This is a genomic window from Thalassospira sp. ABD4_177 (genome assembly GCF_056160125.1).
The window spans coordinates 593,434-620,107 of sequence record NZ_JBSWWO010000001.1; the positions used below are offsets into that span (position 1 = coordinate 593,434).

General features: G+C 55.1%; 23 protein-coding genes and 1 tRNA gene. 19 read left to right on the top strand and 5 right to left on the bottom strand.

The annotated features are described in order from the left end of the window. Positions 1–20: 20 nt before the first annotated feature. From ACXAF0_RS02800 to ACXAF0_RS02810, 3 genes are all read right to left on the bottom strand, one after another. Positions 21–485 (bottom strand): YtoQ family protein, encoded by a 465-nt coding sequence (locus ACXAF0_RS02800; protein ID WP_475343486.1) that lies wholly within the window; start codon positions 483–485, stop codon positions 21–23. Between the two features lie 85 nt (positions 486–570). Continuing rightward, positions 571–646 (bottom strand) — tRNA-Ala (locus tag ACXAF0_RS02805). A gap of 96 nt (positions 647–742) precedes the next feature. Beyond that, entirely contained in the window at positions 743–1,030 is a 288-nt protein-coding gene (locus tag ACXAF0_RS02810) for a TIGR02300 family protein (RefSeq protein ID WP_475343488.1), read from the bottom strand. A gap of 372 nt (positions 1,031–1,402) precedes the next feature. Between ACXAF0_RS02810 and aroA the strand changes: the two genes are divergently transcribed. The 8 genes from aroA to ACXAF0_RS02850 all read left to right on the top strand — a co-directional run bounded on the left by aroA (position 1,403) and on the right by ACXAF0_RS02850 (position 9,954). Next, the gene (aroA, locus tag ACXAF0_RS02815; protein ID WP_475343490.1) at positions 1,403–2,746 is read left to right on the top strand and encodes a 3-phosphoshikimate 1-carboxyvinyltransferase; all 1,344 of its coding nucleotides are present in this window, start codon (positions 1,403–1,405) and stop codon (positions 2,744–2,746) included. A 95-nt stretch (positions 2,747–2,841) separates the two neighbouring features. Beyond that, positions 2,842–3,486, top strand: a complete 645-nt coding sequence (gene cmk / locus ACXAF0_RS02820) for a (d)CMP kinase (RefSeq protein ID WP_475343493.1) — start codon at positions 2,842–2,844, stop codon at positions 3,484–3,486. A 232-nt stretch (positions 3,487–3,718) separates the two neighbouring features. Continuing rightward, a complete protein-coding gene (gene rpsA / locus ACXAF0_RS02825) occupies positions 3,719–5,422 on the top strand; it encodes a 30S ribosomal protein S1 (protein ID WP_475343494.1) in 1,704 nt (567 codons plus the stop codon). Positions 5,423–5,780: 358 nt separating this feature from the next. Next, complete coding sequence (gene sppA / locus ACXAF0_RS02830) at positions 5,781–6,704, top strand: signal peptide peptidase SppA (RefSeq protein ID WP_475343497.1); 924 nt, start codon at positions 5,781–5,783, stop codon at positions 6,702–6,704. Between the two features lie 71 nt (positions 6,705–6,775). After that, a complete protein-coding gene (gene ihfB, locus ACXAF0_RS02835; protein ID WP_475343498.1) occupies positions 6,776–7,051 on the top strand; it encodes an integration host factor subunit beta in 276 nt (91 codons plus the stop codon). 229 nt (positions 7,052–7,280) lie between these two features. Further along, positions 7,281–7,589, top strand: coding sequence for a LapA family protein (locus tag ACXAF0_RS02840; RefSeq protein WP_475343500.1), 309 nt, complete (start codon positions 7,281–7,283; stop codon positions 7,587–7,589). Positions 7,590–7,828: 239 nt separating this feature from the next. Beyond that, entirely contained in the window at positions 7,829–8,551 is a 723-nt protein-coding gene (pyrF, locus tag ACXAF0_RS02845) for an orotidine-5'-phosphate decarboxylase (protein ID WP_475343503.1), read from the top strand. A 194-nt stretch (positions 8,552–8,745) separates the two neighbouring features. After that, positions 8,746–9,954 (top strand): MFS transporter, encoded by a 1,209-nt coding sequence (locus ACXAF0_RS02850; protein WP_475343504.1) that lies wholly within the window; start codon positions 8,746–8,748, stop codon positions 9,952–9,954. Between the two features lie 75 nt (positions 9,955–10,029). Here ACXAF0_RS02850 and ACXAF0_RS02855 read toward each other — a convergent pair whose 3' ends face one another. Next, complete coding sequence (locus tag ACXAF0_RS02855) at positions 10,030–10,833, bottom strand: TSUP family transporter (protein WP_475343505.1); 804 nt, start codon at positions 10,831–10,833, stop codon at positions 10,030–10,032. Positions 10,834–11,009: 176 nt separating this feature from the next. On the opposite strand from ACXAF0_RS02855, the gene mutM reads away from it, so the two are divergent. The 8 genes from mutM (at position 11,010) to ACXAF0_RS02895 (ending at position 21,908) form a co-directional block, all read left to right on the top strand. After that, a complete protein-coding gene (mutM, locus tag ACXAF0_RS02860) occupies positions 11,010–11,849 on the top strand; it encodes a bifunctional DNA-formamidopyrimidine glycosylase/DNA-(apurinic or apyrimidinic site) lyase (RefSeq protein WP_475343508.1) in 840 nt (279 codons plus the stop codon). Positions 11,850–12,118: 269 nt separating this feature from the next. Further along, positions 12,119–12,895: an enoyl-CoA hydratase gene (locus tag ACXAF0_RS02865; RefSeq protein ID WP_475343510.1), complete on the top strand. Its 777-nt coding sequence runs from the start codon at positions 12,119–12,121 to the stop codon at positions 12,893–12,895. A 185-nt stretch (positions 12,896–13,080) separates the two neighbouring features. Next, positions 13,081–13,341 (top strand): 30S ribosomal protein S20, encoded by a 261-nt coding sequence (gene rpsT / locus ACXAF0_RS02870; protein ID WP_475343512.1) that lies wholly within the window; start codon positions 13,081–13,083, stop codon positions 13,339–13,341. Positions 13,342–13,733: 392 nt separating this feature from the next. Beyond that, positions 13,734–15,296, top strand: a complete 1,563-nt coding sequence (gene dnaA, locus ACXAF0_RS02875) for a chromosomal replication initiator protein DnaA (protein ID WP_475343515.1) — start codon at positions 13,734–13,736, stop codon at positions 15,294–15,296. 332 nt (positions 15,297–15,628) lie between these two features. Further along, entirely contained in the window at positions 15,629–16,747 is a 1,119-nt protein-coding gene (dnaN, locus tag ACXAF0_RS02880; RefSeq protein WP_475343517.1) for a DNA polymerase III subunit beta, read from the top strand. A 63-nt stretch (positions 16,748–16,810) separates the two neighbouring features. Beyond that, positions 16,811–17,971, top strand: a complete 1,161-nt coding sequence (gene recF, locus ACXAF0_RS02885; RefSeq protein ID WP_475346215.1) for a DNA replication/repair protein RecF — start codon at positions 16,811–16,813, stop codon at positions 17,969–17,971. Between the two features lie 19 nt (positions 17,972–17,990). Continuing rightward, positions 17,991–20,447, top strand: a complete 2,457-nt coding sequence (gyrB, locus tag ACXAF0_RS02890; RefSeq protein WP_475343519.1) for a DNA topoisomerase (ATP-hydrolyzing) subunit B — start codon at positions 17,991–17,993, stop codon at positions 20,445–20,447. 354 nt (positions 20,448–20,801) lie between these two features. After that, positions 20,802–21,908, top strand: a complete 1,107-nt coding sequence (locus tag ACXAF0_RS02895; protein WP_475343522.1) for a Fic family protein — start codon at positions 20,802–20,804, stop codon at positions 21,906–21,908. An 11-nt stretch (positions 21,909–21,919) separates the two neighbouring features. Here ACXAF0_RS02895 and ACXAF0_RS02900 read toward each other — a convergent pair whose 3' ends face one another. Further along, entirely contained in the window at positions 21,920–22,897 is a 978-nt protein-coding gene (locus ACXAF0_RS02900; protein WP_475343524.1) for a hypothetical protein, read from the bottom strand. Between the two features lie 114 nt (positions 22,898–23,011). On the opposite strand from ACXAF0_RS02900, the gene ACXAF0_RS02905 reads away from it, so the two are divergent. From ACXAF0_RS02905 to ACXAF0_RS02915, 3 genes are read left to right on the top strand one after another with little or no spacing between them, the layout of a single operon-like run. Further along, complete coding sequence (locus ACXAF0_RS02905) at positions 23,012–23,659, top strand: TnsA endonuclease N-terminal domain-containing protein (RefSeq protein ID WP_475343526.1); 648 nt, start codon at positions 23,012–23,014, stop codon at positions 23,657–23,659. Continuing rightward, entirely contained in the window at positions 23,659–25,662 is a 2,004-nt protein-coding gene (locus ACXAF0_RS02910; protein ID WP_475343527.1) for a Mu transposase C-terminal domain-containing protein, read from the top strand. The genes ACXAF0_RS02905 and ACXAF0_RS02910 overlap by 1 nt, the downstream gene beginning before the upstream one ends. Beyond that, positions 25,659–26,669, top strand: coding sequence for a TniB family NTP-binding protein (locus ACXAF0_RS02915; RefSeq protein ID WP_475343529.1), 1,011 nt, complete (start codon positions 25,659–25,661; stop codon positions 26,667–26,669). The genes ACXAF0_RS02910 and ACXAF0_RS02915 overlap by 4 nt, the downstream gene beginning before the upstream one ends. Positions 26,670–26,674 lie beyond the last annotated feature (5 nt).

The following is a 26,674-nucleotide window of genomic DNA, read 5'->3' on the forward strand; positions in this document are numbered from 1 at the left end:
CTCAATGAGTGCGCGTTGGCTTACGCCTTGGGCATGTCACCACGGATGATATAGGCCAGTGCCGCAACCACCTGTTCGGGTTCGCGGGCGACACCATTGGCCGCGCCATCCACTTCCTTAAGCGCGTGATCATGCTCGGCGGGGTGCAGCGTAATATAAGGAATGCCAAGGGCGGCCGCCTGACCGGCATCAAAGGCAGCGTTCCACTGCTTGTATTTCTCGCCAAAGCGAATGACGGCAAGGTCGGAACCCTCAAGCAGGGTTTTGGTGCGCATGGCGTTTAGCTGCGCGCCCTTGCGGTCATGCCAGAACTTGTTTTCTTCCGCGCCAAACACGGCAACGCCGCAATCATCAGAATCTTCATGCACGGTAATCGGGGCGACCAGTTCGACCGGAAGGCCGGCTTCTTTCACGCCGGTTTCAATGCGCTCGCGCCAGTCACTGTGAATTTCGCCCGACAAATAAACGGTCCAGACTTTGCTCATCTTTCTCTCCCTTGGTGGTCGTTATGATGGGGTACGTCAGACCCTAAAACGACAAAACCCGTCGCCAAAGGCAACGGGTTTTGAATGGTGGAGCCGATCAGGATCGAACTGACGACCTCTACAATGCCATTGTAGCGCTCTCCCAACTGAGCTACGGCCCCACTTTGTCCGCGACGCAGTCTGACAAGCAGGCTCTGCGGCGCGGCGCATATTTAGAAGGTTCGCCAAATGTTGGCAAGACCCTTTTTCAAAATTTCTTAGCGTTCGTCGTCTTCAGATTCGACGTGCTCGTAAACTTCGTTCAGATCGTCGTCGTCTTCACCAAGATCAGATGCATCTTCCAGGATATCTTCGTCGATATCGCCATCCACATCATCATCAACGTCTTCGTCTTCTTCCGGTGCCGGTTTGGCAACCGCGGATTTCTTGACCTTGGTGAGCCCGTCGGGCGTCTTGCATTTCGGGCAGACAACCGGGGTCCGGTTCAGGTCGTAATACTTGGTATCACAGGCGAGGCAGTGACGTTTCTTACCGCGTGCTGACATTACGGCAAATCCTCTTAATTACCGTTATCAATTAAGAAAAAGACTGTGTGTCGCAAACGCGCAACAAGGCTGCGCACAGCGTCTTGTCTGAAAGGCCCAATTGCCATCTTGTCGGCCCCTTGTCAAAAGGAAATTGCGCGATTTTCCCTTTGGCAAATCAATAGGTCCTGACCCTAGTTAAATTTGCCTCACATTGCGGCAAATTCCCATCCCGAATTTCGGGTTCGATACTGGTGCGTGCCAACCGCTTGTGCTAGAGCATTGGTCCCCTGATTGAACGGCCCGCGCGCGCCTGAAAATGTGGCCGCAGCGCAGCGCTTTTTCAATCAGCCTTTTTGTTGATGGTAAAACAGTGATTGGCAGGTACGAACCATGAGTTCTTCGCAAACCAAACGCCCGCTTTCCTCGGCCAAGGCCGGGCCGCTTACGGGTGATATCCGGGTGCCGGGTGACAAATCTATTTCTCATCGCTCCCTGATGTTTGGTGGTCTGGCAATCGGTACGACCAAGGTGACCGGCTTGCTCGAAGGCGAAGACGTTCTGGCAACCGCGGACGCCATGCGCAAACTGGGCGCGACCGTCACCCGTGATGACGACGGCACCTGGCATGTCACCGGTGTCGGTGTTGGCGCGCTGCGCGAACCGGACAGTGTCATTGATATGGGCAATGCCGGGACCGGCATCCGTTTGATGGCGGGTATTGTTGCCACCCATCCGATCACGACCTTCTTTACCGGTGATGCGTCGCTGTGCAAACGCCCGATGGGCCGGGTTGCCGATCCGTTGTCCGAATTTGGTGCCGAGTTCATCACCCGGGATCGCGGCCGTCCGCCAATGGCGGTGATTGGCACCGACGAAGCAAAGCCTGTGACCTATACCCTGCCGATGGCATCGGCCCAGGTGAAGTCGGCAGTCATGCTGGCGGGTCTTAATACGACCGGCACGACGACAGTGATCGAACCCAAACCGTCGCGCGATCATACCGAACGCATGCTGCGTCACTTCGGCGTGGATGTCGATGTGAAGGTCAATGACGATGGCGGCCGCACCGTCAGCCTGACCGGCCCGGTCGAAATGAAGGCCGCCGACATTGTCGTTCCGACCGATCCAAGCTCGGCAGCCTTCCCGTTGGTGGCTGCTCTGATCAATCCGGACTCAAATGTCACCATTCGTGATGTTTGCCTCAATCCGCTGCGGACCGGTCTGATCACCACGCTTGTTGAAATGGGTGGCGATATCACCATTACCAATGAGCGCGAAGAAGCCGGCGAAACCATCGGCGATCTGGTGGTCACCGGCAAAAACCGGCTCAAAGGCATTGTCGTTCCGGCCGAACGCGCCCCATCGATGATTGATGAATATCCGGTGCTGGCGGTGGCAGCCGCCTATGCCGAGGGTGAAACCCGCATGTGCGATCTTGAAGAACTGCGCGTGAAGGAATCGGATCGTCTGGCGGCGGTGGCGGCCGGTCTTGAAGCCAATGGTGTGATCCACCGGATCGAAGGTGATGATCTGATCGTGACCGGCGGTGTTGTGCCGGGCGGTGGCATGGTGGAAACCCATCTGGATCATCGTATTGCGATGTCGTTCCTTGTTCTGGGGCTGGGTGCCCAAAAGCCGGTTGCGGTCGATGATGCCAATCCGATTGCGACAAGCTTCCCGAACTTCGAAGGCTTGATGGATGACATGGGCGCAAAATTCGCCCTGCATTCCTGACCCGGCCGCCCAATATATAAGTCACTGATGTAAGTCACAGCGGCCAATCTGACCGGCACTTATATAAGCAGAATTAATCACAGGGAGTGACCCACATGATCATCGCCATTGATGGGCCGGCCGCGTCCGGCAAGGGGACCTTGGCGCGTCGAGTCGCAGACGCAATGGACTATGCCTATCTTGATACCGGCCTTCTTTATCGTGCGACCGGTGCGAAAGTTCTGGCCGAAAATGGCGACCCGGCCGATGAGGCCGCAGCAGTTCATGCAGCAGAAAATCTCAGTGCCGCCGATCTCGAAGGCGACGCGCTTCGCAGCGAGGAAGTCGGCACGGCTGCCTCAAAAGTTGCAGCGATTCCAAGGGTTCGCGCCGTATTGCTTGATTTCCAGCGTACCCTTGCCAGTACGCCACCAGGCGGTAAGCGCGGGGCTGTTCTGGATGGCCGGGACATCGGAACAGTGGTCTGTCCGGATGCGCCGATCAAGTTTTACCTGACCGCCAGTGTAGAAGAACGTGCAAACCGTCGGTTCAAACAGTTGCAGGATAAAAATCCCGCTGCTATATACGAGCGCGTTCTTAAAGAGCTTGAAGAACGGGATGCCCGAGACAGTGCTCGCGATGTCGCACCGCTCAAGATGGCAGATGACGCAATCCATATTGATACGGATCGTCTGAATGCCAACGCAGTGTTCGATGCCGTCATGGCACATATCCATACCCATATGGGTGCGGATGACTGATCAAAGGGCGTTTTAACCGTCAGGCGTTGAACAACTCCGAGGTACCGGTCCTATGGCCTGTCCCTAAGGTGAACGACTTGTGCGTTCACCTTTTCGTGTATGGAAGGTTCGCCTTCACATGCGTTCGGGTTTGAACAGTGAATGACAAATCGCCGCGATTTTGCGGCAAAGACCACCGGACACAACCGGTTGGCCAGAATATAGTGACGATACTCGAAAGGAAGTCTGGTTTATGACCACCGCTGAAGAAGCACAATTCTCAACTGGCGAAGATTTTGCCGCCCTGCTGGCTGAAACCCTTGGTTCTGAAGACGAAGGTTTTGTTGGCCGCGTAATGACCGGTTCGGTCGTTAAGAAAACTGACGATGATGCCATCGTCGATGTCGGCCTGAAATCCGAAGGCCGCGTTCCGCTTAAAGAATTTGGCGCAGGCGAAGTAAACATTGGCGATACCGTTGATGTTTATGTCGACCGCTATGAAAACAAGGATGGCCTGATCGTCCTGTCGCGCGAAAAAGCGCGCCGCGAAGAAGCTTGGGTTGAGCTGGAAAAACAGTTCTCCGATGGCAAACGCGTCGACGGCACCATCTTTGGTCGTGTTAAAGGCGGCTTCACCGTTGACCTGTCGGGCGCTGTTGCGTTCCTGCCGGGTTCCCAGGTTGACATCCGTCCGGTTCGTGACGTCACCCCGCTGATGAACAACCCGCAGCCGTTCCAGATCCTGAAAATGGATCGTTCGCGCGGTAACATCGTTGTTTCGCGTCGTGCCGTTCTCGAAGAGACCCGTGCAGAACAGCGTGCTGAACTGATCCAGAACCTTCAGGAAGGTCAGGTTCTTGACGGCGTTGTCAAAAACATCACCGATTACGGCGCATTCGTCGATCTTGGTGGCGTTGATGGCCTGCTGCACGTTACCGACATTGCTTGGAAACGTATTAACCATCCGTCCGAAGCTCTTCAGATCGGCCAGACTGTCAAAGTCCAGGTTATCCGCTTCAACAGCGAAACCCAGCGTATCTCGCTTGGCATGAAGCAGCTTGAAGCTGATCCGTGGGAAGGCGTCGAAGCCAAATACCCGGTCGGTTCGAAATTCGAAGGTCGTGTCACCAACATCACCGATTACGGCGCATTCGTCGAACTCGAAGCTGGTGTCGAAGGCCTGGTCCACGTTTCCGAAATGTCCTGGACCAAGAAAAACATCCACCCGGGCAAAATCGTTTCGACCTCGCAGGAAGTCGAAGTCATGGTGCTCGACGTCGATGCTCAGAAACGTCGTATCTCGCTTGGCCTCAAGCAGTGCACCTCGAACCCGTGGGATGCCTTCCTGGCAGCTCATCCGGTCGAGTCCGAGATCGAAGGCGAAGTCAAGAACATCACCGAATTCGGTCTGTTCATCGGCCTCATGGGCGGTATCGACGGTATGGCTCACCTTTCGGACCTGTCCTGGGACCGTGCTGGTGAAGAAGTCATCAAGGAATACAAAAAAGGCGACATCGTCAAAGCCAAGGTTCTTGACGTTGACGTCGAAAAAGAACGCATCTCGCTCGGCATCAAACAGCTTGCTGGCGATCCGTTCAAAGAAGCCGTCACCGGCATCAAACGTGGCGACGCTGTAACCTGTGAAGTTACCGAAGTAAACGACGGTGGCATCGAGGTTTCCGTTGGCGACACCGAACTCAAAGGCTTCATCCGTAAAGCTGAGCTGGCGCGTGAGCGTTCTGAGCAGCGTCCGGAACGCTTTGCAGTTGGTGAAAAAGTCGACGCACGCGTTACCGCGATCGATTCCAAAACCCGCAAGGTTTCCCTCTCTGTCAAAGCTCTTGAAGTTGCTGACGAGAAGAAAGCAATGGCGGATTACGGTTCGGCAGACAGCGGCGCATCGCTCGGCGATATCCTCGGCGAAGCTCTGCGCAAGAAACAGGAAACCGGCGAATAAGCCTTTTCCGACGAAATACGCTCTGCAATCTTGCAGAACGAAAAGACGGGTCGCGCTTTGCGCGGCCCGTTTTCTTTTGCCTGACTTTTCGTCCGCAGTCTGATGCTCCTGGTGCCATCAACGCATATTTTGTCCTGAGCTGGGCGGGCGTTTTTATCTGCCGAAATTGTATATCATCAGGTTTATCGGTCGGATTTTTCGCCCGACTCTGCTGATATCGGCGAATTTCGCGAAAATTTTGATTTTAAACGCTTTTTGTTCTTGCCTTCCGGGGCGAGAAAAACCATTTGAAGAGACAGGTTTAAGGGGTCACACTCTTCTAAGTATTTGATTGAACAATTAGAACCGGAATACCTCTATGGCGCTGGATGCCGATATCCTGCTGGATCGACGTCGATTGAAAAAATCCATCTTTCGCTGGCGCGTGGTGGCGGTGATTGCCGTGCTTGCGGTGATCGTTGTCGGCCTGTCGGGCACCCGTGTGAAGGACAGTGTTCTGGGCGGACTGGGGCCGCGTATTGTTGAAGTCACCATCGATGGTGTGATCACCGAAGACCCCTATCTTCTTGATGCGCTCAGCGCGATCGAAGAAGACAGCGACGTTGTCGGTGTGATCGTTCATATCAACAGCCCGGGCGGCACCATGGTCGGCGGCGAAACGCTATTTGAGGCGCTGCGCCGCATTGGCGAGACCCGCCCGATTGTTGCTGAAATGGGCACGGTTGCTGCGTCTGGTGGGTATATGACGGCGATTGCCGCAGACCACATCATTGCGCGGCGTGGCACGATTACCGGGTCGATCGGGGTGATTTTCCAGTCGATGAATTTCAATGGAACCCTTGAGAAACTTGGCGTTGAACCACTGACCGTGAAAAGCGGTCCGCTGAAAGCTGCACCCAACCCGTTCGAACCCGTTGATGATGTTGCAAAATCGGCCATGCAGGGCCTGATTTCGGACATGTTTGATGTGTTTGTTGAGATGGTTGCAACCCGCCGCGATATGCCGGTGGACACCGTTACGACCCTTGCCGATGGCCGTGTCTATACCGGTCAGCAGGCGGTCGCCAACGGATTGATTGACGAAATTGGAGGCCGTCGTGAAGCCTTGCGCTGGCTGGAAGAGGAAGCCGGTGTCACGACGGATGCGCAGGTAGTGCCACTTGAAATCGAGTACCCGGAAGACGATTTTATGAGTGCTGTTCTTGAGGGAAACCTTGGAAAAGTACTGTCATCTGAGGGGCTTAAACTTGACGGTTTGCTGACGGTCTGGCAACCTGAGTGATAGCTTTTCTAAGATATAATCTAATCCGTGGTTGAGTGTGACTGTCAGCATCAACAGGATGGGGCCTGGAAATGACAAAATCTGAATTGATCGCCCGCCTTGCCGAGATGAACCCGCATCTCTTTCAGCGCGACGTTGAACGGATTGTTGCGACGATCTTTGACGAGATCACCGATGCGCTTGCGCGCGGCGACCGGGTCGAGCTTCGCGGCTTTGGCGCGTTTTCCGTCAAGGAGCGCGATGCACGTGTCGGCCGTAACCCGCGTACCGGGGAAGCCGTCCCTGTCGGTGAGAAAAAGGTTCCCTATTTCAAAACCGGTAAGCAGCTTCGCGAACGTTTGAACTGATTTGCGTCTGATCTTTTCTGACCGGCGATCGGGCGTAGAGTCACCTGCGTCACCCGCAATCCGCCTGATCTGGCCTGTGTGCGACACACAAAATCTGTGTGACTGTCGCCATGGATTTTGTCCGGTTCTTACCCCATACTGATCAGCCTGATGACCAAACGTGACCTCTGCCGGGTCCTGAACCATCCTTTGCGGGGGTGGGTTAGGGGCGGCACAAGGAGCTTAAGTAATGCGCTTCCTGTACTGGATTATTTCCATTCCGCTTGCTGTACTGATTGCGGTTTTTGCTGTTTCCAACCGGGCCTTGGTAACGATTTCCCTCTGGCCGTTGCCGTTTGAAGTCGACCTGCCACTGTTCCTGCCGATCATGATCGCACTTCTGATTGGGCTTGGAATCGGCTTTGCTTTTGAATGGTTGCTCCAGGGCAAGCACCGCCGGGCCGCCCGGCGGATGGATAGCGAACTCAAGCGCATCAAAACCGATGACACAGTACACGACGCACCCGATAGCAATCAAAAGGCCATCGGCCATAGCTAATCGTTAAAGGGCTCCGTTTCGGGGCCCTTTTGCTATCTGGCCCAACCGATCCGGATGCCTTTGCCGCATGGCGCCCCTGCGCATGTCGCCCCGATTTGACATTGGCCTTTGCGCTCAAATCGGCTAAGCCATCTCCGGTCCGCCCGCGCAGGGAAATCTGTTCGTCATCCTGACAGTTGTGGGCCGATAAACTGCAAGCTTTCTGCCCGCTTGCCATTGCCCGCATGAAGGAGGACCGCATGACCCAGACCCTTGCCGCCAAAGACCGTATTTTCTGTGCGATCGATACTACTGACCTTGATCATGCGATCAATCTGGCATCAAGTCTGTCGGGCATCATTGGCGGGGCCAAGCTGGGCAAGGAATTCTTTGCCGCCCACGGACCGCAGGGTGTCAAAGCGGTCGCCAAGGCCGGTATGCCGATCTTTCTCGATGTCAAATATCACGATATCCCCAATACGGTGGCCGGGGCCGTGCGGGCGGTAACGCCGCTTGGGCTCAAGATCGTTAATGTTCATGCGGCCGGCGGTCTGGAAATGATGAAACGTGCCGGTGGAGCCGCGCGCGAAGCCGCCCACAAGGCTGGCGTTGATGTGCCTTGGGTGATTGCTGTCACCATCCTGACCAGCATGGATCAGGGCGACCTTGATGATGTCGGCCTCAAAGGCCCGATCGAGGATCGCGTCGTTAAACTGGCCGAACTGACCCAAAAGGCCGGTCTGGACGGGGTTGTCTGCTCCGCACAGGAAATCACTCCGGTGCGCAAGGCCCTGGGTCCGGACTTCAAGCTGATCACGCCCGGTATTCGCCCGGCTTGGGCGGCGACGGACGATCAGAAACGCATCGTCACCCCGGCTGATGCGGTCGCCATGGGCAGTGACGTTCTGGTGATTGGCCGTCCGATTACCAAGGCCGATGATCCGGTCGCGGCGGCAAAGAAAATCGTCGCCGAACTTTCCTGATCCATCTTTTGATCCGCCGCGGTGGTAACAGGCTACCATGCAAATTTCGCGGTGGATTTGCGCGTGGCATTACCCCAGAATTGAATCGTTTCAAAAATTGGTGCATGATGCGTATCTCGCAGTTGCACAAAACTTGGCCGTGCGGTTTGCGCCACCTGCATTGCGCGGGCCAATGCTGATCTGGAAATTCTGACATGACGAATACCGCCACCCGCCCCGGATTTTTCGGGAACCTGCCGATTCTTGCACTCGCCCTCGCATCCTTCGGGATCGGCACCACCGAGTTTGTCATCATGGGGCTTTTGCCCGATGTGGCCCTCGATCTTGGTGTCAGCATCCCCGATGCCGGACTGCTGGTGACGGGTTATGCGCTGGGTGTGACCTTTGGCGCACCATTTCTGGCGATTGCCACGGCGCGCATGGATCGTCGTCGTGCTTTGCTATTGCTGATTTCGATCTTTATTCTTGGCAACTTCCTGTGTGCGATTGCCCCGGATTACTGGCTGTTGATGGCTGCCCGGGTGGTTACCGCGTTCTGCCACGGTGCCTTCTTTGGTCTGGGGGCGGTTGTTGCCTCCAACCTTGTCGCGCCGCATAAGCGCGTGCAGGCAATTGCCCTGATGTTTTCCGGCCTGACCCTGGCCAATGTGCTGGGTGTGCCGTTTGGAACGGCACTGGGTCAGGAACTTGGTTGGCGGTCGACCTTCTGGGCGGTGGTCGCCATCGGTGTCTTTGCGGCCAGCGCACTTTATATCGCCCTGCCGCGCAAGATTGCCGCATCGACCGGCAGTCTCTGGCTTGAAGCCAAGTCGCTTGGCAAAACGCAGGTATTGCTGGCCATGCTGATTTCGGTGCTGGCCTCGGCCAGCATGTTCAGCGTCTTTACCTATATCACCCCGATGCTCCAGGAAATCACCGGCATCACCCCGCGTCAGGTGACCTATGTGCTGTTGCTGTTTGGTGTCGGTCTGACGCTGGGTAACTATATCGGTGGCCGTTTGGGGGACTGGCGTCTGATGCCAGCAATCATCATGACCTTTGTGTTGCTGATCGCCATCCTTGCCATGTTTACCGAAACCCTGACCTCGGTCATTCCGGCCGTCGCAACCGTGATGCTGTGGGGTGTGGTGGCCTTTGCACTGGTTTCCCCGCTTCAGATGCGCGTCGTGAACGAGGCATCCGATGCGCCCAACCTGGCCTCCACCCTTAATCAGGGGGCCTTTAACCTTGGCAACGCGGCGGGGGCGTGGTTTGGCGGTATCGCCATCACCCAGGGCGTTTCCTATCAGCATATCCCGTGGCTGGGGGCAGCAATTTCTGTTCTGGCCCTGCTGTTCACGGTCTGGAGTCATCTTTTGGATCGCCGTGACGAGGTCTTTGCCGAAAACGGCGCCAGCGCCTGATAAATTGCCCGATCAAATGCAAAACCCGTCATCCAAATGGCTGACGGGTTTTTCTTTGGCCGGTCCGTGTTTTCTTTAACCGATCCAGTGACGCAGTTGATCCCAGCTTTGGCTGATGGTCGTTCCGTACTGATCAATGATCAGCTTGATCGAAATCGCGATCGAGGTCACGACAAGCAGCGGCCGCACCAGACGCGCGCCGACTTTGATCACCATATGCGATCCGACCTGCGCGCCGATTAGCGCGCCAACCGCCATCACCCCGCCAACGATCCACACGACCTCACCGCCGGCAATAAACATCACAAGCGACGCAAAGTTCGATGTGAAGTTCAGGATCTTGGTATGGGCGGTCGCCCGGGTCATGTTGAACCCAAGCAGGGCGACAAAGGCGATGGAGAAGAACGACCCGGTGCCCGGCCCGAAAAAGCCGTCATAAAAACCGATGGCAAAACCGGCGGTAAAGGCAAATGTCGTCTTGCCAATGATCTGATGGGCATCAATGTCGCCCACGCGCGGCGAAAACAGGAAATAAAGCGCAATCAAAATCAAAAGAGCCGGCAGGATGGTCATCAGAATGCCCGGATCAAGCATCTGCACCAGAACCGTCCCCAAAGCCGACCCGGCAAAGGTCAGGACAATCGCCAGAACCATATCGCGCGGATCAACATGCCCTTTGCGGATGAAATTCAGTGACGCGCTGAAACTGCCAAAACTGCCCTGAAGCTTGTTGGTTGCCAATGCCTGGGCCGGGGTGACGCCTGCCCACAACAGGGCCGGAATGGTGATCAGCCCGCCGCCCCCGGCGATGGCATCGACAAAACCGGCAAAGGTGGCAACAGCAAACAGGATCACAAGCAGTTCAAAACCAAATTCCATCGGCGGGCTTTCACTAAAGGAGGCGCGACTGCACGGTGGGGGCGATACAGTCTGTCAAAACAGCGCACATCATATGGCTTTGCACCCCCACGTCCAGTCGGATTGATTTCAGGCGTTGAATTGCCATGAACCAGTGGTCTAAAAGCGTCACACCATTCTTTGTATGAGTTCCAGATATGCCCGAATTGCCAGAGGTCGAAACAGTCACCCGTGGTCTGATCCCCGTCATGGAAGGACGGGTTGTCGATCATGTTGTGCAGCGGCGTGCGAACCTTCGCTTTGCATTTCCCGACGGGTTTGCTGATCGCATGGCCGGGCGCCGGATCAATCAGCTGACCCGGCGCGCGAAATACATCCTCGGTTATCTTGATGATGGTCAGGTGCTGCTGGTCCATCTTGGCATGTCTGGTCGCATGACCATCCATAATGACCCAGCCGTCGGCGTGCCGGAACCGGGCAAACATGATCATGTCGATTTCGTCATGGCCGATGGCGCGGTGGTGCGGTTTAACGACCCCAGGCGCTTTGGTGTGATTACCCTGATCCACGGGGATGAGGTCGCCACCCACAAGATGCTGGCGGGCATCGGGCCCGAACCGTTGGGCAATGCATTTAACGCCGCCGTGCTTGCCGCCGGGATCGCCAAACGCGCCAGCCCGATCAAGACGGTTCTGCTGGACCAAAAGCTGGTTGCGGGTCTGGGCAATATATATGTCTGCGAAGCGCTGTTTCGATCCGGCATCGCCCCGGACCGTCTGGCAAAGGATTTCAAGCCTGGCGAGATCGATCGTCTCTATCGTGAAATCCGCCTTGTGCTGGAAGATGCGATTGCCGCAGGCGGCTCAAGCCTGAAGGACTATCGCCAAAGCGATGGCGAGCTTGGCTATTTCCAGCACAATTTCCGCGTCTATGGCCGCGAAGGCGAAACCTGCATCGCCGATGGCTGTGATGCCACGATTGAACGCATCGTACAGGCCGGACGATCAACCTTCTTCTGCCCCAGCTGCCAGAAATAGGCAGTGCCTCAAAACCTTCTCGGGATTGCCACACGTTATGTACCGGCCAATGTGCCAGATTGTCGTAACGGCATTCTGGCAGGTGGGGATATCATCAGGGCCGTCACGCATCCGAACGTGGCGAAATCACTGACAGGGTTGGTTGCGGCGCGCATGCAAAATCGGTAAAACAGTATCAAAATATGGTTTCAGCCGAATCGGTCCGATCACGCCACAGTAATCCGTAATCGGAGTCCCACGGACCGAACAGCGCATAAAGGATCACGTACATGTCTTATGAAAACATCATCGCCGAGAAAAAGGGCAATGTCGGCCTGATCACGCTTAACCGTGCCAAGGCGCTCAATGCGCTGTGCGATGCGCTGATCAAGGATATCGGGGCTGCCCTTGATGATTTCGAATCCGATGAAGACATCCGTGCGATTGTCATTACCGGGTCGGAACGGGCCTTTGCTGCCGGGGCCGACATCAAGGAAATGGCCGATTACGACTATATGGATGTCTATAAGAACGACTTCATCACCAAGGGTTGGACCCGTGTCGCATCGTGCCGCAAGCCGACCATTGCCGCAGTTGCCGGCTTTGCGCTTGGCGGTGGCTGTGAAATGGCGATGATGTGCGACATCATGATTGCGGCTGACACCGCCAAGTTCGGGCAGCCGGAAATCACCATCGGCACCATCCCCGGTGCGGGCGGGACCCAGCGTCTTACCCGTGCGGTGGGCAAGGCCAAGGCCATGGAAATGTGCCTGACCGGACGCATGATGGATGCCGAGGAAGCCGAACGCGCTGGCTTGGTTGCGCGAATCGTCCCGGCCGACTCGCTTCTGGACGAAGCGATGCAGCTTGCGGAAAAGATCGCTTCCTTCTCCGGCCCGGTCTCGATGAAGGTCAAGGAATCGGTCAACAAGGCCTATGAGATGACCCTGACCGAAGGCCTGATGTTCGAGCGTCGCGAATTCCATTCGACCTTCGCGCTTGAAGACCGCGCCGAGGGCATGAAAGCCTTCAGCGAGAAGCGCAAGGCAGACTTCAAGCACCGTTGATTGTTTAATCACCGGTCAACTTGACCCCTGATTCCGCGTGCGCATATCTGTGTTGCGGGGCAAAAGACTCAGAAGCCGCAGAAATTGAGGCGTTATGGCTGTATCGGGGGTTGACGGGGGTGTCGGACGGAGCTATAAGCCGCGCTCCGAATTACGTAACATTTGTTTGAAGAGACAGGTTCGCAATGGCTCACCATAAATCGGCCAAGAAGCGCATTCGCCGCAACGCCGCACGTGCAGAAGTTAATGGTGCACGTATCGGTCGCATTCGTACCTTCGTTAAGAAGGTCGAGGCTGCGCTGAACGTTGGCGACAAAGATGCTGCTCAGGCTGCGATGAAAATCGCCGAGCCGGAACTGGCGCGTGGCGCACAGCTTGGCGTTCTGCACAAGAACACCGCTGCTCGCAAGGTTTCGCGTCTGACCGCACGCATCAACGCACTTTAATTTATCCCTTACGGGATGGCGAGTCGAAGGCCGCACCTCTGGTGCGGCCTTTTCGCTGCCCGGATTTCGCAGAATCACCTTTTGTTCCTTGGTTGCGCGGGTGCAAGAAACCGCAGAAAACAAGGGCCGTTTTGGTTGCGAAATCCTTTTAACGTTCTGTTAAAGATCGCCTTGCCTGATGTGGGTCACATCAGTACAGTGTTTGGACTTTGCAGGTCGCGCAAAGCGACTGGCAACGAAGAACCAAAAAAACAAAAGGCGCGAGTACACTTCCCTGATCTTGTGGAAGGCCAGCGTGTTGATCACCGCGGTGATGAACGCGACGCAGTACCATTTTGTCTTTTGCGGTCTTTGTGGTGGTAAAATAGGGATATTCGGGGAAAGGTTTAACAGTGCAGCACGCCGTGAGGGACACACAATCGGCACTTGGGCAATCCAGCGGGGGGATTGCGGGTGACCAGCACGCAGCACTTGACGATCATGCAGTTGCAACCTGGCAGGTGGTACGCGAAAAGCTGCGCGCTGAGTTTGGCGCAACGGCTTATCGCTACTGGCTTGAGCCAGTTGCCTTGATCGCAGTTGAGGCCGGTGTGGCGCGTTTGGGTGCGCCGACCCGTGCCATGCGCGACTGGGTGACCCAGCACTATCTCGACCGTATCCAGAAATTCTGGCATGCCGAAGATTCCGATGTGCATTTCGTTGAAATCAACATCGTATCGGGCGCCAAATCCGGCGCCACCGGCAACACCGGCACCAAAGGCAGCAAGCAGGGCGCATCTTCCCCCGCTCCGGCGTCAAATGCTGCGCAGGCTCCGTCGCGTGCCAAATCAACGCGAACTTCAGACTCGCAAGACGCCGGCACTGTTGCGGAAGCGCCATGTCAGCCAAGTGCTGCCGGCCGCACGGCAATCGCCAGCATGTCTGATGATGGCATCTCGGCCGCCCTTGATCCGCGCTACACCTTTGACAATTTCGTTTTGGGCAAGCCCAACGAGTTCGCCTATGCCGCCGCCCGCCGCCTGGCAGAGGCCGAATCGGTGCCGTTCAACCCGCTGTTCCTTTATGGTGGGGTTGGTCTTGGTAAAACCCACCTGATGCATGCGATTGCGTGGCATATTCGCCGCACCCAGCCGCACCGCACGGTGATCTACCTTTCGGCCGAGAAATTCATGTATCGCTTCATTCGGGCGCTGCGTGACAAGAACACGGTCGATTTCAAGGACCAGTTCCGCTCGGTCGATGTGCTGATGGTCGATGATGTCCAGTTCATCTCGGGCAAGGATTCGACCCAGGAAGAATTCTTCCACACCTTCAATGCGCTGGTCGATCAGGGCCGTCAGATCATTGTGTCGGCCGACAAGTCGCCGTCCGATCTTGAAGACATCGAGGAACGCCTGCGTTCGCGTCTGGGGTCTGGCCTTGTGGCCGACATTCACGCAACCACCTATGAGCTGCGTCTGGGTATTCTCGAAGCCAAGGCCGAACGTCAGGGTGTTGAACTGCCCCAGCGGGTCATGGAATTCCTCGCCCACAAGATCACCGCCAACGTGCGTGAGCTTGAAGGCGCGCTGAACCGCGTGATCGCCCACTCCCAGCTGGTCGGGCGTGAAATCGGGCTTGAGATGGTTCAGGACGTACTGCATGACGTTCTGCGCGCGTCCGAGCGCCGGGTTTCGATCGAGGAAATCCAGAAACGGGTGGCTGAGCATTTCAACATCAAGGTCTCGGACATGCATTCGGCCCGTCGTGCGCGTGCGGTGGCCCGCCCGCGTCAGGTGGCGATGTATCTCTCCAAGCAGCTCACCACCCATTCCCTGCCGGAAATTGGCCGTAAGTTTGGCGGCCGTGACCACACCACGGTGATGCATGCCGTGCGCAAGATCGAAGAACTGCACGGTACCGATCCGTCGCTGTGCGAAGATATCGATCTTCTGCGTCGGATGCTGGAAAGCTGATCGGGGCTTCCGGCCCGCTGCAAAATCGATGTAAATCTTGATGAAATCCGCCGTAAATTTCGGCGGATTTTGTTTTTGAATCGGGTGGTTTTTATACCTGATTTCACTCATCAAAACTGCGAGTCGGGCGGTTTGCGCCGCTTTGCGCGTTTCAGGCGTATTTTTGTCCGCCGACTCCTTTTATTTGCTTGGGTTTAAGCCGTAAAAATCCTTCGATTTCCGAGTATGCATGTTATAATGCGCCTTCCGCACCCGAAAGGGTGTGGGTCAGGTAGGAAAACTGATTAAAAATCAATTTGTTAAACAAATACTGACAGACGGATAGGACGGGCATGAAGCTGACCATCGAACGCGCGGCGCTGTTGAAATCGCTGACCCATGTTCAAAGCGTTGTTGAACGACGTAACACCATTCCGATTCTGTCCAATATTTTGCTGCGGGCAGAGAATGATCGTCTCTCGCTGACCGCGACCGATATGGACCTCGAAGTCATCGAAACCACGACGGCTGAGGTATCCGAGCCGGGCGCGACCACAACCCCTGCACATACCCTTTATGAAATCGTGCGCAAGCTGCCAGAAGGCTCCCAGGTGCAGATCGCGCTTGAGCCGGGCGCTGGCCGACTGACCCTGTCGGCGGGGCGTTCGAAATTTAATCTCGCCGTTCTGCCGGTTGATGATTTCCCTGTCATGTCCGGTGGCGATCTTCCGGTCAGCTTCGGTCTGGCTGCGGCTGAGCTGCGCGGTCTGATTGACCGTGCTGAGTTCGCCATCTCGACCGAGGAAACCCGTTATTACCTCAACGGGATTTACTTCCACGCCACCGACGCCGAAGGCACCAAGATCCTGCGCGCAGTCGCAACCGACGGTCACCGTCTCGCCCGTGTCGAGGCGCCGCTGCCCGAAGGTGCGGAAAACATGCCGGGCGTTATCGTGCCGCGCAAAACCGTTGGCGAGCTGCGCAAACTGATCGAGGAAACCGGCGAAGCGGTTGATATCGCGCTTTCGGATACCAAAATCCGCTTTGGCTTTGGTGATGCGGTTCTGACCTCGAAGCTGATTGATGGCACCTTCCCGGATTACGAGCGCGTTATTCCGTCGGGCAACGACAAGACGCTTGATATCGAATGCAAACCCTTTGCCGATGCCGTCGACCGTGTGTCGGCCATCTCGATTGAAAAATCGCGCGCGGTAAAGGTTGTTCTGTCGGGCAATACCCTGACGCTGTCGGCTTCAAGCCCCGAACACGGCACCGCGTCCGAGGAACTCGAAATCAATTACGATGCCGAGGATATCGAAATCGGCTTTAATTCGCGCTATCTGCTCGACATCGCCAAGCAGGTTAAGGGCGATACGCTTAACCTTCTGATGTCGGACGGGTCCAGCCCGACCATCCTGCGTGATACCGACGACCTTTCGGCATTGTATGTTCTGATGCCGATGCGTGTTTGACGGTAAGCACGATACGCTGTGGCTGCTCTTGCCAATAACCTCATGCCAAAAGACGGGGTGTCGATGACAAGCCGTCTTGCCGTTTCCCGTATCCAGCTGAGCGAGTTTCGCTGTTACGAAGGCCTGCGCCTGTCGCTCGACAGCTCGCCGGTTGTGCTGACCGGGCCAAACGGGGCGGGCAAGACCAACCTGCTCGAAGCCGTGTCGCTTCTGGCCCCGGGCGGTGGATTGCGCCGCGCCAAACTGGGCGAAATAGCGCGCAGCGTGCCACCAACGGATACCGGGGCGCCCCGCGCCTGGGCGGTGTCGGCCGATATGGAAACGCCTGACGGGGTGTTTCAACTTGGCACCGGTCTTGATCCGGCCGCCCTTGAACAGGGGCGTGAACGCCGGGCGGTCCGGATTGATGGCCAGGCCCAGCGTGGGCAGGCGGCCTTGGGCCGGGTATGTGCCGCAGTTTGGCTGACGCCACAAATGGATCGACTGTTTCTTGATGGTCCGTCCGCCCGCAGGCGCTTTCTGGATCGGCTGGTCTATGGCCTCGATCCCGATCACAGCAGCCGTGTTGCGGCCTATGAGTATTCCTTGCGTTCGCGCGCCAAGCTGCTCAAGGAAGGCAAGGGCGACGACAAATGGCTGGCCTCGATCGAGGATTCGATGGTCCGCCATGGCATTGCGGTTGCTGTGGCACGTGGGGAATTGCTTGAACGGTTGCGCCGTGCGGGAACCATGGCCATCGGGCCGTTTCCGGCAGCCCGTATGGCGCTGACCGGGGATCTCGAAGACTGGCTGGAAAACCTGCCAGCGGTCGAGGTCGAAGACAAAATGCGGGCTGCGTTGCGCGATGGACGGTCGCGTGATGCGACCTATGGCGGGGCGGTGGTCGGCCCGCAACGCAGTGATTTTCTGGTCTGGCACGATGCAAAGGGCCAGTCGGCAGATCAATGTTCCACCGGGGAACAGAAAGCGTTGTTGCTGTCGATCATCATGGCCAATACCCGCCTGCAGACAAAGGCGCGCGGGGCTGGCCCGCTGCTGTTACTTGACGAGGTGGTTGCGCATCTGGATGCAGAACGCCGCAACCATTTATTTGATGAAATCGTGGCGCTTGGCGTCCAGGCCTGGATGACAGGCACGGACCGGGCGCTGTTTGAAGGTTTGGACGGTCGTGCGCAATTCTTCCGCGTGGAAGATGCCACACTGACCCTAGAAACCACTCCGTGAATGCCGAGGTTGTGACCCTATGACCAACGAAACAGAAACGCCGAACACTGGTGAAATGTCGCCGGAGTATGGTGCAGAATCGATCAAGGTTCTCAAAGGCCTCGAGGCGGTGCGCAAACGCCCGGGTATGTATATCGGTGATACCGATGACGGTACCGGTTTGCACCATATGATCTACGAAGTCGTCGATAACGCGATCGACGAAGCGCTGGCCGGTCACTGTGACACCGTCTGGGTGCAGCTCAATGGCGATGGTTCTGCCACCATCCGCGATAACGGGCGTGGCATTCCGACCGACATGCACAAGGAAGAAGGCGTTTCCGCCGCCGAGGTCATCATGACCCAACTCCATGCCGGCGGTAAGTTCGACCAGAACTCGTATAAGGTTTCCGGTGGTCTGCACGGCGTGGGTGTGTCGGTGGTGAACGCGCTTTCGACCCTGCTCAAACTCCGCGTCTGGCGCAACGGCAAAGAACACTACATGGAATTCTCCGGTGGGGATGCCATCAAGCCGCTCGAAGTTGTTGGCGACGCCCCGGTCACCGAGGACGGAACCCCGCTTTCGGGCACCGAGGTGACTTTCTATCCGGACGGCGAAATCTTCACCAAGCTTGATTTCGACCTGCCGACCCTGGAACACCGCCTGCGGGAACTGGCCTTCCTGAACTCGGGCGTGATCCTGACCCTGCGGGACGAACGTGGCGGCGAGCCGGTTGAAACCAAGCTGCATTACGAAGGTGGTATTCGGGCCTTTGTCGAATATCTTGACCGGAACAAGACGCGCCAGATCGAAGAAGCGATCAGCATCGAAGGCGAAAAAGACGGCATCACCGTCGAAGTGGCGCTTCAGTGGAATGACAGCTATCACGAAACCACGCTCTGCTTTACCAACAACATCCCGCAGCGCGATGGCGGCACACACATGGCTGGCTTCCGTGCGGCCCTGACCCGTCAGATCAACGCCTATGCCCAGGAAAGCGGCATCGCCAAAAAGGAAAAGGTTGCCCTTTCCGGTGATGACGCCCGTGAAGGGCTGTCTTGCGTGATCTCGGTCAAGGTGCCCGATCCGAAATTCTCATCCCAGACCAAGGACAAGCTGGTTTCATCCGAAGTCCGTCCGGTGGTGGAAAACATCCTTAATGACAAGCTCGCGCAATGGCTTGAAGAACATCCGCAGGATGCGCGTAAGATCGTTACCAAGGTGGTCGAAGCGGCATCCGCCCGTGAAGCCGCACGCAAGGCCCGTGAACTGACCCGCCGTAAGGGCGCGCTGGATATCTCGTCCCTGCCGGGCAAATTGGCCGACTGTCAGGAACGCGATGCGTCCAAAGCCGAACTCTTCATCGTGGAGGGTGATTCCGCAGGCGGATCGGCCAAACAGGGCCGCGAACGTGGGTTCCAGGCGATCCTGCCGCTGCGTGGTAAGATCCTGAACGTTGAACGCGCGCGCTTTGACAAGATGCTTTCAAGTCAGGAAATCGGCACCCTTATTACCGCCATGGGTACGGGGATTGGCCGCGATGACTTTGACATCGAAAAGGCCCGCTACCACAAAATCATCATCATGACCGATGCTGACGTCGATGGCGCGCATATCCGAACCCTGCTTCTGACCTTCTTCTATCGTCAGATGCCCGAACTGGTCGAACGCGGCTATCTCTATATTGCCCAGCCGCCGCTCTATCGTGCCAAGCGCGGGAACTCGGTCCAGTATCTCAAGGACGACCGCGAGATGGAGCAATACCTGACCGCACAGGGGACCGAGGACGCTGTCCTGACCCTTGCCGATGGTCAGCAGCTGGCCGGTCCGGATCTGGTCCGTGTCGTGGAACTGGCGCGTAAGGCCAAAGGCTTCCTTGAACCGCTTTCCATCAAGCTGCCGATTTCGGTCCTCGAACAGGCATCGCTTGCCGGTGCGCTGAACCCTGCACTTCTTGACGATGATGGCAAACGCCTCGAAGCCGCCGAAACGCTCGCTAAACATCTCGACAGCCTCGAAGAAGACTACGACCGTGGCTGGCACGGCGAAGCGCCGATGGATGAAATTGTCCTGTGGCGCATGCTGCGTGGTGTTGAACAGCGCCATGTGATTGACGGCAATATCCTGCGCTCGGCCGAAGCCCGCGCAATTGCCGGCATCCTTGGGGATCTGCGCGAACTGTTTGAAAAGGGCGCGCAATTCGTTGCCAAGGAAAAGACCTGGAAAATCAATGGCCCGGTCGATCTGGTCAATGCGGTGATGGAATTCGGCCGCCGCGGCATTTCGGTCCAGCGCTATAAGGGTCTGGGCGAAATGAACCCGGATCAGCTTTGGGAAACCACGCTTGATCCGAATGTCCGATCCCTGCTGCAGGTCAAAGTCAGCCACGCCGATGAGGCCGAAGAAGTCTTCTCCACCCTGATGGGCGACGTGGTTGAACCGCGCCGCGACTTCATCCAGTCCAACGCGCTCAAGGTCGCCAACCTCGACGTTTGATGCACTGGCTGTGAATTGACTCATAAAACTGGAAACGCGACACATAAATTTAGAATCTGTGACGCATAAAATTAGAACGAGCAGAGCAAGTTCAAGTGAATGCTATGAATGCGCTCTACTCGTATTTAACCGCTGAGATTTGTTGCATCTGGGCGCCTAGTTAAGTTAGAATCGTACCAACAACACCCCCCACGCTTAGCCTGCAGTTCTTAGGAGCTCAGTGATGCGCCTCTTGGGGGGTTATTTTTTGCCAAAATCGCGAGTTGTTGTAGGTTTTGCCTCTTCCGTGAAATTTATTCACGTCAACATGTGAGCCGAATATGGTGATTAATCGGCTCACGAGGGGGCATTGATATGGGCAAATGGAATTGGCAGCATGGCGACTGGCCCAACTTCACTTGGGACGGGCAGCAGATCCAAGCTCGCTTACCCTCTGTTTATCATAAACAGGGACACGTGGCCGGATTGGTCAACTCCCTGAACGGCACCCAAGCCTTAAACACCAAAGCACTTACTGAGAACATTGTTGCGTCTTTTGCAATTGAGGGTGAGCGCCTCGACGCAAATGTTGTAACCGATGAAATCGAGCGCGGCTTTGATCAAACCATCTCTCCCGAAGCAGCCAACAGTATCGGTCCCCTGGAGGCAAACGCTGCTGCTTTGATATCAAACGTTTTTGATGAGCCGTCTGAAGACCTTACTCGGCATCGGTTAGGGGTGTGGCAGCGCTGCATGTTCGAGAGGACGTACTCATCGACTCAAATCGGGCAGCCTGCAACATGGCGAACCGAAGATATCAACGTGGTTTCCAGTGGAAGCGGCGACCGGAAAATTCATTTCGAAGCCCCTGACGCATCACGCGTTGCAATTGAGATGGAAACATTCCTTAATTGGTTTGTTTCCAGTCGGGAAGCCAAAGAAATAGATCCGATTTCGAGAGCTGCTTTGGCTCACCTGTGGTTCGTGACCGTGCATCCGTTCGAAGATGGCAATGGCAGGAGCGCACGCGCGGTTGCTGACCTTGCACTATTCCAGTCAGACAAAAATGCTGTCTTGTACCCAATGGCGCCTTACATTTTAGCCGACCGTGAGAACTATTACCGAGTGTTGGGACGAACTCAGTCTTCCGGTTTGGACATAACGGAATGGATGATCTGGTTTTTCAAAACTTTGGAAAATGCACTTGATGGGGCAATCACGAGATTAAGCTGGAATATTGAAGCAAACAGCCTCGTGACAATGCAGCCAGAAAATCGACTTCTGACGCAACAAGTTAGAATTCTTGTGCTTCTGCATGATGATGCGGATCAGAATGTCATAAGCGCATCACAATATGCTGCGATTAACGACGTTAGTAAGGCGACAGCGACGCGCCACCTTACTGACCTGGTCGACAAAGGCTATCTATGCGTTTGCGAAGGACGCGGGCGTTCGACGAAATACCGTTTGTCAGGTAAATAATTGATCAGGTATCACACCATGCCAAAATCTGGTATGCCCTGACGCATGATTTCGCGAAGGGTTAGAGAATAGCGCGAGGGTCGTGCGTCTCCTTTTGGACGACGAACAATCTTCATCTCGCCGCCCTCTTCGTCAAATTCGATGATCCCAACTTGATGAATGTCCAGAGCGTCAATCGCAGCATTAATTTCTTCTGATGGCCATCGGAACGAGCTGTTTCTGCAAAGCCATACGTGGCGGAAAAAACTCGAGCGATAATCGATATCCGACAGCAGGTTCTGGAAAGCCAGTTTGTGTCTTGCGGGAATACTGGTCATGAACATGAAACCGTCAACCAGCTGCAAGGCGCCATCATCGCCACAGCGAATGCCAACAGCGTCGATGCTGACGAATTCAAACTCATACCTCTTGAAATAGATACTGACATCGTCACCTCCGTACAGAAGGGACTTGTGCTCATCAATTAAAGCGAGAGCTTGTTCTCTATGAAGTGCGTCTTTGCGCGTCAAGAACGTTGGCTTCGCCGACGAAGAGTGCTTTCGGTTCGTTACTTCACTGAGGATTTCCTTGATACGCACCACCGGGACCCTCTCGTCGCGCATTTGAGCCAGAAGATTGAATGCAGCATCCGGATCAGCGCTGTAAATACGTGCGAACAGCTCAGCAGTATGAAAGTGGCCCAGTACGTCAAATAGGGCATTTGGTTCGAGTGAACGCTGTCCGAGAATTTCTTGCAGTTTCGTTTTTTCGCGATCTGCGATGGCATTGCCGCGGATGAGTGTTGAGCGCATCCGTTGTAATGCATTGCGTGTGTATCGCGTTTTCTGAGCAAGCATCTCCCAGAAATGTTCTTTATTTGCAGAGTATTGCTTGCCTGCTGGCGTTTTTTCGATCTCGTTGATGATCGACGCAATTTGTGTCCAGGGCATCCGCCGGCCCCGTGCGTCGTCCAATTTTGCAAGCAGTTCATCAAAGGATTGCGCGTTCATCTTGGGGAGATTTCCTTGCGTTAAAACATCTTTCAATTACCCATAGCAGAATTTTTCGATTGTGCAAAGGTGATTTGAATCATAATATGCCACGAATCATAACGTGGATTGTGAATGATGTTTGATCCCCATGCACAAAGAAGCAGGAAGGTTGTTCGGCGGACAACGCATCGCGTTGTTGGTCGGTTTCCAAGCTTGAAATCCAGCCGGGTCGTCCACTGGGAGTCCCAGCTCGAGCGCGACATGATACGTTTGTTGGAGTTTGATCCGGCGGTGTTGTCATATCGGGAGCAACCCGAACCTATTGCGTATTTCGAGAGCGGAAAAAGGCGTAAATACACACCCGATTTTATCGCGCGGATGACGACTGGTGTAACTGTCTTTGAAGTGAAGCCTTACGAACAGTCCATAACAAGCCCCTTGAAAGAGAGACTTGTGGCATTCCGGGAGCACTATGCCGCACAAGGCGTAGATTTCCTCGTGATGACTGAGCGCGAAATCCGAAAAGAACCGCGACTTTCAAACATCACCAAACTCTTGCGCTATCAGCGCGAAATCATAAATCCTGCCAGCAAACAGGTGGTTATCGATCTCATTGATAGCGGTGTTCAGACCCTTGCGGGGTTGTTCGAACATTTGAAAGAGCATGGTGTTCCGTTCCAGCAGGTCTATGCACTCATTGCTCAAGGCATTCTTGGCGTCGATATTAATCAACCAATCGACAACGAAGATACACCTGTTTGTTTGCGGAGGGTTTCGTAATGGTTGCTGTTCGCATCGGTATGGGAACTGAGGTGTCTGTTGGTGAAACCATCTATGCCGTTCGTCGTTGTCTTGCAGGGGATATTCTTCAGCTTGAGTCAGAAGATGACGGTCAATTGGTGAAAATCCCAAGACCTGAGTTGGCATTTTCCGTGGCCAACGGTGAAGCTTCCATCATAGTTGGTGACCGGAAGCACCAAGTTTTAGAACGCCAGGACCTGAGTGTCCTTCCCGACAAAGATCGCGATGAGCTTCGTCGCAGGCTTGCCTACGTAAAATTGGTCGAGAAGCCAAGGGTTGCAGAGTGCGGCGCAGCTTTGGTCAAAGCCAGCATCGAAATTGGTGCGGCACAACTTAACGACCTTAAACCGCCGTCTGTGGCAACGCTCTATAACTGGTGCAAACTTTACCGTCAGGCTGGCGGCGATCCTGCGGCTTTGGTGCCGCAAACAAAGCGCCGCGGAAACCGACAGCGACGATTTTCTCCAGAGGTACTCGAAATCCTTCAGGCCGTAATTAATGAGCGATTTCTGGTTACGTCCAGGCCTAGGCCGACGGATGTTTACTCCGCTGTCGTCGTCGAGATCGAACGACTGAATGCATACAGACCAACATTTGATCAACTGGCAGTGCCGACGCTCAGAACTCTTTATCGCGAAATCGAGAAACTCGAGCCCTACACATACTTAAAGGGCCGATACGGGAAACACATTGCCGACAAGGAAACACGACACGTGGGAAAAGGTGCATTCTCCTCTCGACCACTTGAGCGGGTAGAGATCGACCACAGTCTTCTCGATATCATCGCCTACGATGAGGATCTCGACATTCCACTGGGGCGGCCAACACTCACATTGATCATTGATCATTTTTCACGGATGCCTTTGGGCTTTTATCTCGGTTTCGAAGCGCCAGGTTCAGCGAGTGTAATGATGGCACTGCGCAATGCGATTGGAACCAAGGAATGGGTTAATGAGCGTTACCCAGACATTGAAGGCACATGGCCTTGTTATGGTGTGCCCGAGGTTCTTGTTACGGATAACGGGCCTGAATTCCATTCCAAAGATCTGGAAATAGCGTGTGCCCAACTAGGTATCACCATTCAGCATAACAAAGTGAAGTCACCATGGACCAAAGGTGTTGTGGAGAGGATTTTTGGTGAGATCAACCGATCTCTTCTGTGTGATGCGCCGGGAAAGACCTTTCACAACAAGGACGCACGCTCAGAGAATGATGCGGTTGGAGAGGCTAGCGTTCCTATCGCACTTCTTGAGCATGTCTTGTGTAAATGGATTGTCGAAATTCATGCCAGGAAGATGCACGAAGGTATACAAGCAATACCGCTTGAAAGATGGACTGAAGGTGTGGAGACGTTTCCGCCTCGGCTTATTTCCGATCAGGAGGACCTCAATGTTCTTCTTTCCTGCTTCAAGGAAGTTCGGAAAATTCATCCCAAAGGGATTGTGATAGAGGGCATTTGGTACAGCTCAAGAAAGCTGACCGAGCTCCGCAACAGCTCTAACAAGGATTTCCAGGTAGATATGAAATTCGACCCGACCAATATGGGGCGCATTCATGTCCGTGATCCAAGAACCAATACCTATTTCGAGGTCCCAGCTTTAAACCCTGAATACGCAGAAGGGCTCGGGTTATGGCCGCACAAGATCGTTCGTAAGTGCCTTCGGAAAATGGGGGCGCGCAAGATCGATCCAACTGAACTTGCAAAAGTCAAAGAACAGATTCACGACCTTATTCAGGAAACGGCCAAGACCAAGAAGCGAAAACGCACAACCAATGCACGGATTGGACGGTTTCGTGAGTCCTCCAGTCAAGCACCCTCGAATGAAGATCGGATTGTCGAGCAGAACACCTCTTATGAGATCTCATTTGATGCTGCACCAACGGGCGAGGAGGAAGATTATCGTGACGACCTGGTCGAAGATGACGATTTTCTTGCTGATGGCATGCAGCGTATTCAGGCTGTCGGAAAGGATGACGTATGAGTATTGCTGTTAATCCAGACAAGCTTTCTGACATCAATCAGGTGATGGGTGATGTTCTTATCCGCCATCGTTCTTTCAAGACCGGTTTGGCACGGCTTGATGAATGCATGCAGTCCTATACGGGCTATGGAGAACCGGTTTGTATGCTTCTGCATGGTCCATCAGGTGTTGGGAAGTCGACGCTTGCAAAGGCTTTTCTCGTCGATAACCAGCCTGTCGAAACCCAGGACCGTAAACTGGTTCCTGTTCTGAGCGCGGTAATTCCGGTGCCGGCAACGATGAAGAATATGGCGTCCGAGCTTCTAGATAAGCTTGGCGACCCTCTTTCTGATCGGGGCACACTTGAGCAAAGAACCAAAAGGCTTCGCAAACTGCTTCGGGAGTGCGGCACGAAACTCATCATCCTTGATGAGTTTCAGCACTTTATCGATCGCAAGAGCGAGCGGGTTATCCTCGATGTTTCTGACTGGCTGAAGAATCTTATTTCCAACACATCGATCCCGGTGGCTTTGGTTGGGCTTCCGTATTCGAGAAATGTGCTGACGGCAAATGAACAGCTGATGCGGCGCTTTAGTTATCAGACTAAACTCTCGCCCTTTGATTGGAACGACAAGGCAGAGCGTGCAGAGTTCACAAGGATCCTTGACGCGGTAGACGGAAAGCTTGCGGAGATTTTGGGAGGCAAAAGCGATTTGAAGGGCCAAGCTGTCCGCTGCCATGCTGCGACAAAAGGTCTGATTTCTCTTTTGATCAAGCTGATCCATGGTGCCGCATACGAAGCAGCCAAATGCAATGATTCGTCGATAACCCGGCAGCATCTCGCCAAATCGTTCAGGGAGCGCCTTGTGCCGGACAAAGCAGTTCTCAATCCGTTTCTCGACAGTTGGGATGGGCAAGCAATCGACCCGCTTCCCGAGAGCAGGCACATGTCGGTGGCGGGATGCATCCCATCGATTAGCGCGAGATCACGTTCTCAAAACATCAACGAAGTCCTCTCAGCGAGGTGAGACAC